Here is a 16,331-nt window from a genome sequence, read left to right as displayed (position 1 = left end):
ATTATTTTGAGAAATATTTTCTCTCCCTTTTTCAACTCTCGCCGTTTTCCTTTACCAGACTTTTAAGAACTTTTTCGCTATTTAAGCGGCTGCAAATATAAGAACTTTAATTCCTAAACTGCAAATCACAATTCGTTTTTTTTGAAATTTTATTTCCTCAAAAATATAGAGCTAAAAAAAGAGAATTCGACACAATGATCAAAACTCTCAACTACTCCCGAATCATGAGGTTGTTTAGTAGGTGTAAATAATCCTTTAAAAAATAAAAAATTCCTACGACCACCCTACCACTGCCTATAAAATACTACTAAACAACCATTTTATAAATCCACTCTCCGTTGAAAGTGGCTACAAATATAGGATCAAAACATCCTAACTTCCAAACGAAATCCAAGAAAAAAACAAAGAAATATTGCATTATACTGATTTAGTGATACTTAATTTCAAATCTGATTTTAAAATAAATATTTCTGACGCTATTTCCCAGTAGTAAGCAACTCCTTAAGTCGCTTTAACTGCCGTGCATCACCTAAAACAAAAAGTTGGAATTTTTGATCGAGTATAATATGCGGAGAAGGGTTGTAGATATAATTCCCTTCATCATCTTTCAAACCAATAATATTGGCTCCAGAAACATTTCTAACATTCAAATCTAAAATTGACCGACCAACAAAGCATGTGGCAAGCTTAGAACATGAGACTTCCATTAAGTTTACACCTTTGATTGATTGTAGCAAAATCTTGTCAACAAACTCAACAACATCGGGCTGAGCAACTAACTTAGCCATCTGCTGACCACCTAGAAGGTCTGGCATAATAACATTATTGGCCCCAGCGCGTTTTAATTTATTATCAGATTGCAATTTAGACGATCGAGAAATTATTCTAATTTCAGGATTCAACTCCCTAGCAGTCAAACAAACGTATACATTAGCCGCATCATCGGGTATTGCGGTAATCAGAGCCTTAGCTTTAGATATATTAGCAAGTGTTAAAATTTCCTCCAGAGTCGCATCCCCTTGAATAAACAGCAATTCAGGAATCATACGGATCTGATCAATACTTGACTCTTTTGAATCAATTACAACAACCTGCTCCTCATGCTCAATTAACTCAAGACTTGCCTGACGTCCATTTCGACCGAATCCACAGACAATGACATGATTACTTAACTTCTCGATTTTTCTAGCCACTCTATAATCTTTTAAATTTCTACGAAAAACACCATCTAAAATAAAACGGGTCACTGCTGAAACAATATAACCAAAAATACCAAAACTTGTCAAAATCAATAACATTGTAAACACCTTACCATTATCTGTAAGATCGTGCACCTCCTTAAAACCAACCGTTGAAATTGTAATTACTGTCATATATAAAGCATCGATCAGGCTATATTCTTTGTTAAGTTGCATATAACCAATCGTACCGATACCAATCACAATAAACATCAGAATCAAAGCGAAACTAAGTGTTTTAACATTTTCTTCCCAGACTTTACGTCCCTTTAATGACATTGCTCGTATTTAGGTGAAAAATAAAATCTAAATTAATCAATCTTATCTAACTGCAATACGTAAAATCACATTTGTTCAAGACGAAGAATTCTATTTCCTAATTCACATTCAAGACACTTATACTTATTGCAATATTCTGATTTCAGATGCAATAAAGATTGGGAATCAAAGGCTGACTTCACAACAACTCCACTTTCTATCCACGATTTAACAATCGAATTTCTCTCAGGCTTCATCTGTTCAAGATAAACTAAGACTCTATCAAGGTAGAAATGATTCCCAATTTCTTTACCATAAACAAATAGAATGGGAACAATTGCATTTATTATTAATATATCGATGGTCGATCTACCCAAGACTTTTTTCTTAAAGTCAACTTTTTCTCCAAACCTATAATGATTATCCCAATATTGAGAAGCCTCAGTTTCCAACAACAGATAAAACTCATTAACATTTTCAACCTGTTTAATTTTAGAAAATAATGATTGTGACTGATAAATCAATTTAGCGAACTGAGCAATACGAATAATTGGAAAGTTAACAGGGTGAATCCTCATAAATTTCCATCGCCTTTTCTCGATAGGCTTTAACTCAAACTTATTTTTCAAAAAACGATATTCTCTTTGCAAATCACAATAATATGGGTCTCCGGGAATAGAATCATCAAGAAACCCAGCTTGACCAAATAAAATAGCTTCCAATTGCAAGAGTGAATTTTTGTGTTTGGCAAGAATCTTCAGAGAAACTGATCTGGCAAGCTGCTCAAAAGGATCTGCATTTACCTTCATGCCAAAATATCGAGCCAATAATTGATAGAAGGTTTCTTCCCAAGAATCCGCATTTTGATGATAAATCTGATTTATCTCACCAGCCTTCCTCTCCAATCTTTCCAGCAACATTCTATCTAACCAATGATTCACAAAGAAATTATTCAATTTCGGGATATCCACCTGACAAGGAATCCAAGACTGAGAAGACATCAGGTTTTGATATCTTTTCAGGTATTGATCTGGAATTTTAAGCTCTAGACATGGTAACAAACGCCCATCTGACAAAATAATATCTGTATCATTTTTAAGAACAACATGTAAAATGACATTATTATAGGCCGAATCTACTTCGTGATGATGCTTATACCAATCAGACGATTTAATATGAATCTCCACATTTCCAACCCAAAGCAAGTCATCGATTTGGATTCGAGCTTCAAAAAAATCAGGGCCAGAATCTCTATTTAAACGACCAACATCAATCAATTCCAAATACTGCCCCTGACTTGACATCAATTCTTCTGAATCGAAAAGGCGATATTTCCAGATATAGTGTAGAAAATCCTCATTCATAAAAACAGATTCTAAGTTTTTAAATAGAATACTAAATTTATGATATGATTTCTAAGAATACAAAAAAAAGCGATGACATTGAGACCATCGCTTTTCTATTTCTTTAATAGCTAAGACTATAAGATTCCTTTCGCATCCATTAAGGCTGCCATCTCTTCCTGAAGTTCCAATGCTTTTTCGCATGCAACATCAGCAAAATTCGGAGTTGAATCAGCATAAATAATTCCTCTCGATGAGTTAACCAACAAACCACAATGGTCATTCATACCATATTTCGCGACCTCTTGCAAACTTCCACCTTGAGCACCAACTCCTGGAACCAATAGGAAATGATTTGGGGCAATCTTACGAATATCAGATAACATTTCTGCTTTTGTCGCACCAACCACGTACATCATATTATCCTGAGAACCCCACTCTTGTGATTTTTCAAGAACTTTCTCGAACAATTTCTGCTCCCCTTCCTGAAAGAATTGGAAATCGAAAGCACCTTTATTAGATGTTAATGCCAATAGAATTACCCACTTGTCTTTATATGAAAGGAAAGGCGTAACCGAATCCTCACCCATATAAGGAGCAACTGTAATTGAATCAAAAGGCATATTCTCAAGAAATGCACTGGCGTACATTTTTGATGTGTTTCCGATATCGCCACGCTTGGCATCAGCAATCAGGAATACTTCTGGGTAATTCTCCTTAATATAACAAACTGTTTTCTCAAGAGAAAGCCACCCCTTTGCTCCTTTACACTCGTAAAATGCAATATTTGGCTTATAAGCCACAACCAAGTGAGCTGTAGCATCAACAATCGCTTTGTTGAATTCAAAAATAGGATCTTCCTCTTTAAGCAAATGCGCTGGTATCTTCTTCTCATCGGTATCCAAACCAACACATAGGAAAGACTTCTTTAATTTAATTTGCTCGAATAAAGCTTGATAGTTCATTTGTTATTTATTTAATGGTTGTTTTATTTCTTTTTATCTAAGACTCATTAAAATGAAATCAAAAAAAAGGCAGTAGTTAAAAACCACTGCCAAATATTATTATAAACCACTTTCCTTAAGTCGCTCTGCATTTTCTTCAACCTGAAGCTTATCGATAATCTCTTGAATATCGCCATCGATAATAGCACTCAAATTATACATCGTTAAATTAATTCTATGATCGGTTACACGACCTTGTGGGTAATTGTATGTTCTAATTTTAGCCGAACGGTCACCAGTAGAAACCATCGTCTTACGTTTAGATGAAATTTCATCAAGATACTTCTGATGCTCCAGCGCATAAATACGAGAACGCAATTCGATCATCGCCTTAGCTAAATTCTTAATCTGAGATTTCTGATCCTGACAAGTTACTACAATACCTGTTGGATTATGAGTCAGACGAATAGCTGAATAAGTTGTATTCACCGACTGTCCACCAGGTCCTGAAGAACAATATGTATCCTTACGGATATCACTTTCTTTCACATCAATATCAAACTCTTCAGCTTCTGGTAATACGGCTACTGATGCAGCACTGGTATGCACACGGCCCTGAGTTTCAGTTTGAGGCACACGCTGAACACGGTGTACACCTGATTCATATTTCAGAACACCATAAACACCGTTACCAGACACATTTAAAACAATTTCCTTGTAACCACCAGATGTTCCTTCACTACATGAAGTCATAGATACTTTCCAACCTTTACTCTCGCAAAACTTAGTATACATTCGATATAAATCTCCTGCAAAGATACTAGCTTCATCACCACCAGCACCAGCACGAATTTCTACAATTGCATTTTTAGAATCTTCAGGATCTGCAGGCACTAGAAGCAATTTAATCTCATTCTCCATTTCTGGTAACTTTTCCTCAAGCTCTTCTAGTTCCATTTTTGCCATTTCGCGCAACTCTTCATCGCTTTCAGTGGCTAATATTTCTTTCGATTCAGTAATCGTTTCAAGTGCATTTCTATATCTCGTTGCAGCAGAATCGACTAACTCCAATTCTTTATATTCTTTACTTAGCTTAACATAGCGTTTCATATCACTCATTATCTCAGGGTCGGTAATCAATTGACTAACCTCCTTAAATCGGATAAAAACACCTTCTAGTTTTCCTAGTAACACATTATCGCTCATCCTTATAATCTCTTAAATTTGCACAAAATTAGGAAAATAAAATTACTTTAATTGATTTGAATCTCATTATTAGAATATTTAAGCTTCATCAGACAACATAATACTAAGCTAACATCAATATTCTCATACAAATAAATAAAAATTCTATTTCATTTGGATTTCAAATACAAAGAAGCCGATCATCCCAATAAAAGGACGATCGGCTCATTTATAAATTCTATTTAGTATTCGAACTTGCCGAATTCACTTTCAATAGTCAACTTTTTGCTATCAGAGGCTTCAACGCGTCCAACAATTTTAGCATCTACATTAAAGCTCTTCGAAATCTCGATAATATCATTTGCAATTTCGGCAGGCACATAGAACTCATAACGATGTCCCATATTAAAAACCTTATACATCTCATCCCACTCTGTTCCACTCTGCTCTTTAATCAACTTAAACAATGGTGGCACATCAAACATATTATCTTTTACGATATGAAGATTGTCAACAAAGTGTAGAACTTTTGTTTGTGCTCCACCCGAACAATGAATCATACCATGAATTTGTGAACGATACTTATCTAAAGCAACTTTTACAATTGGTGCAAAAGTACGAGTCGCAGATAAAACTAATTTACCAGCATCCAATTCAGTCCCTTCAACAGCATCGGTTAGTTTACAAGCTCCTGAATACACCAACTCTTCTGGAACCGCTCCATCAAAACTCTCCGGGTATTTTTCCGCAAGATACTTTGAGAAAACATCGTGACGTGCAGATGTTAATCCATTCGATCCCATTCCACCATTGTAAGTTTCCTCGTATGTAGATTGACCGTATGAAGACAAACCAACAATGACGTCACCCGCTTGGATTTTTTCATTTGTGATCACATCTTCGCGTTTCATTCTACAAGTTACAGTAGAATCAACAATAATTGTACGTACCAAATCACCCACATCAGCCGTTTCTCCACCCGTTGAATAAATATTCACACCTAGTTTACGATACTCTTCAAGCAATTCTTCGGTTCCATTAATAATTTCAGAAATAACCTCACCTGGAATCAGGTTTTTATTGCGTCCAATTGTCGACGAAAGCAGAATATTATCAACAGCTCCTACACAAAGCAAATCATCAAGATTCATAATGATTGCATCCTGAGCAATGCCTTTCCAAACCGATAAGTCACCTGTTTCTTTCCAATACATATAAGCTAAAGCAGATTTTGTTCCTGCTCCGTCAGCATGCATGATGTTACAGTATTCATCGTCTCCAGTAAGATAATCAGGAATCACCTTACAAAAAGCCTTTGGATAAAGTCCTTTATCAATATTTTTTATTGCATTATGCACATCTTCTTTCGATGCCGAAACGCCTCTTAAATTGTATCTTTCGTCTTTTCTCATGGTTGGATAGTAGTAAAAAAAGCGCTCTGCATGGCAGAACACTTTTGTTAATTTTTTGCCGTCGTAAAGTTAGTATTTTTTCCCTTTAACGAAAGCTATATTCCTGAACTATCTCTTCGATCTTTTTGATCTGTCAGTTCTTGACTCCGACTCCTTATTAATTCGTTCAATTTTAATCTCGGTTCTTCTATTCATCTGCATAGCGACCTGTTTATCTTCCTCATTAACTAGCTTGTAAATAAACGCCTTATTAAGTATATCACCAACCTTTAAGAATGGATATTTATCCTGTCCTTCTTGTTTCACAACCCAAGGCTTAGTCTCACCAAAGCTTAATGCTTTCAGTCGAGAACGATCGACACCTTGCTCAACCAAATAATCAACACAAACCTTTGCTCGTAATTGTGATACACTGTCGTTTACCAATTTTGGACCAACATAGTCGGTATGCGAACTTAATTCAATTACGATATCAGAATGCGTTTTCATTGTCATGACTAAATCGCTCAGTGCAGTTTTGGCCTCATCTGTCAACACCCACTCATTAAAACCAAACAATACATTTTTTAATCTAATCGGCACACCAACACCTTTAAGCTCAAAATTTAAATCAAGATTCAGTTTCTCATCAACGTTTCCTGCTTCAATCACCTTTTTCTCAGTAAGGAAATCGTCACCTGAAACCGTTATCGTATATTTTGTATTGGCTCGAATCGGCAATTTAAATTCGCCCTTATCATTTAAATTGATATTTGAATTTCCGTCCTTATCTGATTCAACTCGAACTCTGATATTTCTACCAGCCAATCCTTCATCAAAACTAATTTTACCTTCGGCAAATTCAATAATCATAGGGTCGATTTCAACCTTTTCAAACGAAAAGATATCGTCATTCCCTTTATTTCTTGATGACGCAAACAAGCCTTTATTTTCACCAGATTGGAAAACAATACTAAAATCATCCGCTTCGGAGTTTATAGGATACTTCATATTCTCAACATCCCAGACATCAGTTCGAGGTTTCGCCACATATAAATCCAAACCTCCCATTCCTTCTAATCTGTCAGATGCAAAATACAACATCCCATTATCACGGATATATGGAAAAATCTCATTTTTATCCGTATTAATATCAGCACCCATGTTGACAGGGCTTCCCCATTGGCCTCCTTCTGACTTTACCATCCAAATATCATTTCCACCGTAACCACCAGCCATATCTGATGCAAAATAAAGAGTTTCACCGTCAGATGAAACGGAAGGGTGTCCTACAGAAAGTGAATCTGCCACAATATCAATCTTACTCAACTCACCCCACTCATCTCCCTGAATGGCGATACTATAAATCTTAGTTCCTCGGTCTTTCCCATCAACTTTACGAGAAGATGTGAAATACAAAGTATTTGTCTTTAAATCAATACAGGCTGCTCCGTCATTAAAGACAGAATTTACACTATCACCTATACTAACGGGTCTTTGCCACTCAAATTCATCTTTGATGATTGTTTTAGAATCAATAACCTTTCCTCTTTTATTCTTTACATCTCTTTTTACCTCATTCGTATAATCAGAACGATAAAGATTAGAGTAATTATCACCCGTTACGCCATCTTGCTTAACACCAAAACCTCCCTTTCGGGTACTTGTAAAAACAATAATATTTGTATCACCACTATAATAAAGAGGGGCAAATTCACTAGCTGGTGAGTTAAGCTTATGCATTGGGCGGATAATATAAGCTTGTGGATTATCCTTCCACTCTTTTATTCTTTCGAAAACTCCTACCAATCTCTCTTCATCTCCTCTTGCATTTTCAGGGACATAATCCTTATAAATAGAAAAGGCCTCTTCTGCATCTTCAACATTTCCATTCTTAATTTCAACCTGAGCCAAGTGAGTCAAAGCATCTGGAAAAGAATCTCTTCTGCGCGTTGCTTTTTTATACCAACGTGCTGCTTTCTTTGGTTGGTTTATTTTCTCGAAACTAAGTCCCGCTTTGAGTGCTATATCTGATTTAAAAATATGATCGTCTGACTTTTCGTAAGCCTTATCATATTTAGACTCCGATTGATGATATAATCCTTTATCAAATAACTGATCGCCTTTGCGAGCGTAGTATTGTGGTGAACACGCCATGCAAAATAACAACGAAAGACAAAATGTAGTTCCTGCTAAAACTTTCATATTAACAACAGTATAAATAGTGCAAAATAAAATTGACTTTCCAATTTAGGAATTCCTGATAAAGATACAAAAGCAGATAAGCTTTCCTCTTATATTTAGACCATAAATATTTCAACTCATTTCCCATAGATCCCAATGTTTATCTTTAGGCAGATCAAACAAAAAAAAGAGCCCCGACTGGGAGCTCTTTCTAATCTATTATTTACAAGTTGACTTGTATCTTTTATTCTAATTATTAAATAGTAATTCGCGATACTTAGGCAGTGGCCACATCTCATTATCAACAACCAACTCCAGTTTATCGATATGATATCTAATTTCTTCTAAATAATGGCACACAGTTTTATCGTAAGCATAAGCCGATTCTGTAGCATTTTCTATAAGATTACAAGCTTTACGAGCTTCTACCATAGCTTTTACCTTAGCCTTAATTGAAGAAATATGAGCCGATATTTGTTTGATCAAATCTTTTCTTGCACCAGCTAATTCTTCAAACTCACTGTTAGTGAAAATATCTCTTAACCCCTGAACATTCTGTATTAACTTAGTTTGATAGGCTACCGCTACGGGTACGATATGGTTAATAGCCAAATCGCCAAGAACACGAGATTCGATCTGGATCTTCTTCGTAAATTTCTCCATCTCAACTTCAACACGAGCCTCAAGCTCTTTCTCAGTCATCACACCACTACCAATTAAGGCTTTTCTAGCAGCAGGATCTAAGTATTTCGACGTTGACTCTGGCACACTATTGATATTCGTCAAACCTCTTTCGGCAGCCTCCTTCACCCAATCATCAGAATATCCATCACCGTTGAAACGAATTGGTTTCGATTCGATAATCATCTTCTTCATTACCTGGAAAATAGCCTCATCTTTCTTAATACCTTCTTCGATTAAGAAATCAACGGAAGCTTTAAATTCATTTAACTGAACAGCAACTGCAGCATTCAAAGCGGTCATAGCAGCAGCATTATTCGAACTTGAGCCCACAGCACGGAATTCAAATCTATTTCCAGTAAAAGCAAAAGGCGAAGTACGGTTGCGATCTGTATTATCGAGAATAATTTCAGGAATACGACCAATACCCAATTTCAAAGCTGTTTTTTCGTCTGGAGTCATCTTTCTTTCTCCAACTTCCTCAACAATACGGTCTAACATTTTAGAAACCTCATCGCCCAAGAAAACAGACATAATTGAAGGTGGCGCTTCGTTTGCTCCCAAACGATGACTATTGGATGCTGTTAAAATAGAAGCACGCAATAAGTCTTGGTTTTTAAAAACAGCCATTAAAGTATTCACTACAAAACACAAAAATTGAATATTAGCTTTCGGATTTTTACCCGGAGCTAATAAAACAACCCCCGTATCGGTGCCCAATGACCAGTTGTTATGCTTACCTGATCCATTTATTCCAGCAAATGGTTTCTCGTGAAACAAAACTCTAAATTTATGATGACGTGCAACTTTTTTCATCACATCCATTAATAACTGATTGTGATCATTAGCCAGGTTAGCTTCCTCGTAAATAGGGGCTAATTCGAACTGAGATGGAGCCACCTCGTTGTGACGTGTCTTTACTGGAATCCCCAATTTATGACATTCCAATTCTAATTCCATCATGAAGTTAGTAACACGCTCTGGAATCGACCCAAAGTAGTGATCATCCAACTGCTGATCTTTCGACGAAGAATGCCCCATTAACGTACGACCTGTCAAGACCAAGTCAGGACGAGCCTGATACAAAGCCTCATCAATTAGAAAATACTCCTGCTCCCAACCTAAGTTGGTATGAACCTTAGTTACATTCTTGTCAAAATACTGACAAACGCCTACGGCAGCCTCATCAACTGCTGCTAAAGCCTTAAGCAATGGTGTTTTGTAATCTAACGCTTCACCTGTATAGGAAATAAACACAGTAGGAATACAAAGAGTTGTCCCTACAATAAAGGCTGGTGAAGACACATCCCAAGCCGTATAGCCACGTGCCTCGAATGTCTGACGAATACCTCCCGATGGGAAAGAAGAAGCATCTGGCTCTTGTTGAGTCAACAAGTCTCCTGAAAAGTTTTCAATCATATGACCACCATCTCCATAATCGATAAAACCATCGTGTTTTTCAGCAGTTCCATCCGTTAATGGCTGAAACCAATGCGTGTAGTGAGTCACATGGTTTTCAATTGCCCAGGCTTTCATACCCGCAGCAACACCCGAAGCCATTTTTCTGTCGATAGCGCCACCATTCTGATTAGCATCCATTACAGCTTTAAAAGCTTCTTTCGATAAATATTTTCTCATAGAGCCTGTATTGAATACTAGATCTCCATAATAATCGGTCACTTTGTTTGATGGTAAATGGACTTCCTTAGGAACCCTTGACAAAAGCTCAGTTAGAGCTTGGAAACGAATAGTGGACATGGTTATTTGGTTTATAAGTTAGAATAAAGGGCTTTATTTCTATAAAACGTGTTTTTTAGAGACACACCCCCTAAGAATGACACCACAAAGATGAGAAAAACTTTTTATTCGACAAAATCTATTTAAAAACAAGGGGCATACTGACGATTATATGCAAAAATTAAACAAAGCACCCCATTTAACAAAGGGATGCTAAACTAAAAACTATTAAAACAGGAAATAATGTTTATCCGAAATGTTTTATTTCTGACAAAAAAATGAGTGGATTAATGAGAAGAAGATTATTCTGTAGGAATTTTCTTTGCTTGTTTCAAGATATATTCTTTCACATCAACTTTAGAAGAAATTAAATCATAGAATTCAGAAATATACGCAAGTAATTTAAGACGATTATCTCTTTCGAGGTAAGGGAAATCAGTTATCAAACTCATTAATTCGTCGCGATGCTCATGAAATTCTGCAAAAGCTGCTTCGAATTCCTCATCAGACCATCTATAACTTTTATATCGTCTTTTATATTTTGCTTCTAAGTCTATTTGTGGATCGGGAACAAAATAGTCATGAGCGATAATTGCAGACCAATCAAAATCATAAGGAATAGCCACAGGCAAACTATGCTCGTTAACAGACATCAAATCTACATTATGTAAGCGAGAAACATCCCAATCACAATTCCCTATCATACATTGAAATAATGAGAGAACCAGAATATTAGATCGCAATACTTGATATTGCTTAACATTTCGAAACTTCAAAGCTCGACGTCCGATTCTATCTGCCAAATGCTCTTTATCTTCAATAAAAAAACCATAGCGCTGAATCGTATCCCGCCTATTAACATCTATAAAACTAATATGAGCCAAACGCACCTGATAGCTATAATCGGTAAAGATATTATACATTCTATACAATAGAAATTCCTCAAGAGTGTGCATCTCATAATCCTTCTTTGAATTTTGACAATGACTCACGTATTTTAGCTTATCCTGCCCTTGGAAAATAGATCCCCTTGCTTGATCAGCTTCAAATTTAAACCTTAAAGGCGGGAAGTCGCATGTTTGCTTACGTAAACGAAAATTGCCTCTTGTTTTTACCTTAACTGTCATATCGCTAAAAGCAGAGGACGAGTTCTTCACAGTAAACTTAGCATCATGATAAACTCTTTTATCTGAAACATCATCAAAAAGACTGATGTAATCGGCATAAAGATTAATTAGAAGGGGCTTTTCCTCAGAGAAAAGATCAGTAAAAGCAAGACTATCCTTATTTTGGAAACCAGCTAGAACTTGAAAATCAATTCCCCAAACCATTAAAATCAACAGTAATATAAATGACTTTACATTCTTCATCTTATATTATGATTTTCGAAGAAGTGAGAGCTTTTAAAATTATTTAATATACTCCTTTTCTCCATTCAACAAACAGCGATAAAACTGACCACCAACAATTAGTAATATTTGTGGTCGGAATTGCACATAACCCATAGGCACATTTAATGCACACAATTTTTTCTGGAATAAAAAACTAATTTCATCTAGCTCGGTATGTCCGAACATGATTTGCTTTACATTGTAATATCTTAGAACCTTATCTACCTCAGACTCGGTAATCATTGAGTAATATCTCGATTCCATCATATACCCCCTATACCACAAAGGATTTCCTGGGAAATAAATTTTACTTTTCAGTTCTTTAGCTGACATCGATTTAGCATTTAACAAACTATACCGAATGTCCATATTAATTTGATTAATTGACAGATTCTTTTCAACCACATCATAAGACAAGCCTCCATGAACAAATAGCTTGTCGTTTATTTTGAGAACAGAATTCAAAGATCTCAACCATCTTCCTAAATCAGCATTTTCAGCAAAGAAATTATAATAGTTCGTTAACAACCGTTTACTCAAATTTCTGTATTTAGGAGCTATGTATCGAGAATCATTCATCAATACCATCACCTCATGATTACCCAATATCAGATGAACTCTTCCACCTTTCTCTCTTGCCAGTCGAGATATGTGTCTAATAAAATACAAAGCTTCTGTTACCTGATCTCCCCTATCAAAAATATCTCCTACAAATACCAAGTGATTCTTTCCAAACAACCAACCCCCTTTGGCATTAATAACTTTATTAGCAACTAATAGCTTTTTCATGGTTTCAAATTCACCATGCACGTCACCCACAACCATTACAGAATCAACTCCAGAATATTCTGATTGACTTGGCTCAGGTTTCTGCTTTCTTAACCAATACCGATTTTTATCACCATACATACCCTTAAATTGAAGAGAATCCTTCTTTAGCTTGATAATCTTCTCCTTCAAGTCAAGGGTATTCCCGGAATGCTTGTGAGAAATATACCAAACCTTGACTCTGTCATTCTCTTCCCAGAAAAAATGAGGTCCATCCAAATAATCAGGCAGATTAATCTTATTAACATCACCCGAAAAAATTTTGTCATAGGACGAAAATGCTCCCGAACTAAGTTGTTTCTTTTTCTGAGCCTGTGTACAATACACAAACATTAAAAGAGACAAAAGCAAGACAAGCCTTTTCACTTTTAAAAATATTTCTCTTAACCACATCATATTTATCAATTTCAATACCGGAACACATAACATACTGCATACGAGTCGAATATGAATTTACCTTTTAAAAATAGGTGTTCACTACAGTTACAACTCGTGTTCATAAACGCACAGTTGCATATCTCAATAATTATTCTTTAGAAATGTTTTTTTGCAAAATAGTTGCACCCAAATTCCGATGGCCCTTTTTACAGATAACATCCCAACCGCGTTTTCTCAACTCTTTTGAAATAGCCGCATTTATCATGCCATGTCCTACCAAGATAGCAGTTTCTTCTTGACTAGCAAGCTTTTCTAGATTATCAGCAGCCCAAACAACTCGTTCTTTAGCTTCCTCATGACTTTCTATTCCCTCATGATTGCAGCCCAACAACCAAAAAAGTCGACTAACACCTTTCCAAAGATCTAAAGGGAGCTGTACTATAGAATTTGAACGAACAATTTTCAATTCAAATTCCCTAAAAATACGATCAGATACAATGACATAGGAATCGCCAAACAAACTCAGAGCTGTTTCTTGAGAACGAACTAAATTTGAACAATAAATTTGATGGGGCTTTTTTAAGTCAATTTTCACCATATTCAAATCTATTTCGTGAATAGGTGCCTTATTGTAATGCTCAACATAATCTTGAGCTTGAACCGAAGAGCTTAAAAACCTCTTATGTAAATTGGGTTTTGCATGACGAATTAAGTAAATCTGAATCTTTAACTGCCCTGCTTCCGATAGTTCGTTTTGGATAAACTCAGGAACATCCTCTACAGAAGTAAAAGGGAAATCGCAGCTAGTCTGCTGTGCAAAAACCACAGCAATTGAGAAATTAATGACAATTGCAAACCGAAGAATAAATTTCAACATACACGAAAATAAGAAATCTATCTGACAATACTATTACTTACACCGCCTACAAAGCATGCTCGGGAAGGTCGATATTGAATTTTTGAAGTCTTCTATATAGAGCATTCCAGCTCAAATTGAGAAGCTTTGCTGCCTGGGTTTTATTGTAATCACATTCTTTCAATGCTCGAATAATCACTTCCCGCTCAATCAATGCTAAATCAAAACTATTAACCAAAGAAAATTGCCCTTCCTTTTCGCTTACAAATGATGGGAAATGATCTAAATTCAACGAATCCCCATCACAAAGCATGACCGCACGTTCTATCAAATTCGATAACTCCTGAGTATTTCCAGGATAGTAATATTCAATCAGCTTACGCTCAGCGTATGGATCAAACCCACGAATAATCTTTCTCATCTTCTCTGAATATTGCCGTATAAAATAATTCATTAGAAAAGGGATATCTTCTTGCCTATCGCGAAGTGGTGGGATATATAAGTTATAACCATTAAGCTTCAGCAATAAATCCATTCGGAAATTGTTTTTAGACTTCAAACCGTTCAAAGTATCACTACAAGCCGAGATCAATCGAACGTCAACATCATTCTTTGCTTTTGAACCAATCTTGGCATATGATTTATTTTGAAGAACTGAATGCAATTTTGCTTGCTGATAAATAGATAAGTCAATAATTTCATCAAAGAAAAGAGTGCCACCTTTGGCAATTTCAAACCATCCAAACTCATCCTTCTGTCTGCCCTTTCTACTCTGTTTGAAACCAAAATACTTCTTTTCAAACATCGCATCTGAAACAGAAGCCATATTAATGGCTATAAAATTTTTCGCTGATCTACCACTTAAATTATGAATCCGACGAGCAATAGAATCTTTATACAAACCAATTTCACCAGTAATGAGAACCGGCACCTGATTATCCCTAGCCAACTCTTCCATCGCACTTTGAACCTGACGCATAGATTCACTACAATAAACAAAGTCTATAGAGTGCTGACTATTCAACTTCTGACTTAAAAAAGAATAATGCTTTTCAATCTCCTTATTTTTCTTTTTTAAGGAAACAAAGCTTTTCCCGCGCTCAATAGATATTTTTAAAGCTTTATACTCAATCGGTTTTTGCAAAAAGTCAATTGCCCCCGAATCAAAAGATTCTTTAATCTGCCAATCTTCAGCGCTACCGCTAATCATGATCACATCCGTCTCAGGATGAAACTCCTTTACATTTCTCAAAACCTCCACTCCAGTCATCTCAGGGAGATTAAAGTCACAAATTAAGACATCAATTCGTTCTTTCAACAATAAATCAAAAGCATCGGACGGACATAGTGCCGTAAAAACAACAAAATCTTTTTGCAACCTACTTTTAGCTAATTTTAAGTAGATGGGATCATCATCAAGAATAAGTGTGCTTAATTTATTATTCATCCTATTTATTTTCCAAAAACCTATAATACCCCTGAAAACTAAAAGCTAAAGCCATACATTTTCAAATACATAATCAATTTTAAATCTTTTAAAATAAGATAACCAAATTACAATATTTATTCATTAAACATCTAATTTTTAACATTTAAAGTTTCAGTATTCAGAACATAAAAAATCAACATCGCAAATACATAACTAAACATCGCTATTTCAATAAAATCTGACAGCTAAAATTATTTTGGAAGGAAAATAGGAATACAAAAAAAGCCGATCTAAAAGATCGGCTTTCTGGGTGGTGCCACCTGGAATCGAACCGGGGACACATGGATTTTCAGTCCATTGCTCTACCAACTGAGCTATGGCACCCAAAAGGTTATTCAAAAAAATAATAGTGGTGCCACCTGGAATCGAACCGGGGACACATGGATTTTCAGTCCATTGCTCTACCAACTGAGCTATGGCACCTTATT

General features: G+C 35.8%; 11 protein-coding genes and 2 tRNA genes. All 13 read right to left on the bottom strand.

From position 1 onward, the window contains the following. Positions 1-476: 476 nt before the first annotated feature. Positions 477-1,517, bottom strand: coding sequence for a potassium channel family protein (locus DWB61_RS13995; RefSeq protein ID WP_125031533.1), 1,041 nt, complete (start codon positions 1,515-1,517; stop codon positions 477-479). A 65-nt stretch (positions 1,518-1,582) separates the two neighbouring features. After that, positions 1,583-2,860, bottom strand: coding sequence for a DUF2851 family protein (locus tag DWB61_RS13990; RefSeq protein ID WP_125031532.1), 1,278 nt, complete (start codon positions 2,858-2,860; stop codon positions 1,583-1,585). A 116-nt stretch (positions 2,861-2,976) separates the two neighbouring features. Continuing rightward, the gene (pyrF, locus tag DWB61_RS13985; protein WP_125031531.1) at positions 2,977-3,804 is read right to left on the bottom strand and encodes an orotidine-5'-phosphate decarboxylase; all 828 of its coding nucleotides are present in this window, start codon (positions 3,802-3,804) and stop codon (positions 2,977-2,979) included. Between the two features lie 99 nt (positions 3,805-3,903). Continuing rightward, entirely contained in the window at positions 3,904-4,989 is a 1,086-nt protein-coding gene (gene prfA / locus DWB61_RS13980; RefSeq protein WP_125031530.1) for a peptide chain release factor 1, read from the bottom strand. A gap of 221 nt (positions 4,990-5,210) precedes the next feature. Continuing rightward, on the bottom strand, positions 5,211-6,380 hold the full coding sequence (locus tag DWB61_RS13975) for an AIR synthase related protein (RefSeq protein ID WP_125031529.1): 1,170 nt from the start codon (positions 6,378-6,380) through the stop codon (positions 5,211-5,213). Positions 6,381-6,488: 108 nt separating this feature from the next. Next, the gene (locus DWB61_RS13970; protein ID WP_125031528.1) at positions 6,489-8,564 is read right to left on the bottom strand and encodes an OmpA family protein; all 2,076 of its coding nucleotides are present in this window, start codon (positions 8,562-8,564) and stop codon (positions 6,489-6,491) included. Positions 8,565-8,792: 228 nt separating this feature from the next. After that, complete coding sequence (locus tag DWB61_RS13965) at positions 8,793-10,982, bottom strand: glutamine synthetase III family protein (protein ID WP_125031527.1); 2,190 nt, start codon at positions 10,980-10,982, stop codon at positions 8,793-8,795. 281 nt (positions 10,983-11,263) lie between these two features. Further along, positions 11,264-12,331 carry a hypothetical protein gene (locus tag DWB61_RS13960; protein WP_125031526.1) on the bottom strand — a complete coding sequence of 356 codons (1,068 nt, stop codon included), beginning with the start codon at positions 12,329-12,331 and terminating at the stop codon, positions 11,264-11,266. 39 nt (positions 12,332-12,370) lie between these two features. Next, a complete protein-coding gene (locus DWB61_RS13955; RefSeq protein WP_158614430.1) occupies positions 12,371-13,576 on the bottom strand; it encodes a metallophosphoesterase in 1,206 nt (401 codons plus the stop codon). 130 nt (positions 13,577-13,706) lie between these two features. After that, complete coding sequence (locus DWB61_RS13950; protein WP_125031524.1) at positions 13,707-14,435, bottom strand: histidine phosphatase family protein; 729 nt, start codon at positions 14,433-14,435, stop codon at positions 13,707-13,709. A gap of 46 nt (positions 14,436-14,481) precedes the next feature. Then, positions 14,482-15,861 carry a sigma-54-dependent transcriptional regulator gene (locus tag DWB61_RS13945; protein ID WP_125031523.1) on the bottom strand — a complete coding sequence of 460 codons (1,380 nt, stop codon included), beginning with the start codon at positions 15,859-15,861 and terminating at the stop codon, positions 14,482-14,484. 293 nt (positions 15,862-16,154) lie between these two features. Next, positions 16,155-16,227, bottom strand: a tRNA-Phe gene (locus tag DWB61_RS13940). 26 nt (positions 16,228-16,253) lie between these two features. Then, a tRNA-Phe gene (locus tag DWB61_RS13935) sits at positions 16,254-16,326 on the bottom strand. Between the last annotated feature and the right edge of the window lie 5 nt (positions 16,327-16,331).

It is taken from the genome of Ancylomarina euxina, assembly GCF_003863355.1.
Lineage (GTDB): Bacteria > Bacteroidota > Bacteroidia > Bacteroidales > Marinifilaceae > Ancylomarina > Ancylomarina euxinus.
The sequence above is the reverse complement of the archived record's forward strand: the minus strand, read 5'-3'. Positions and strand labels throughout refer to the sequence as shown.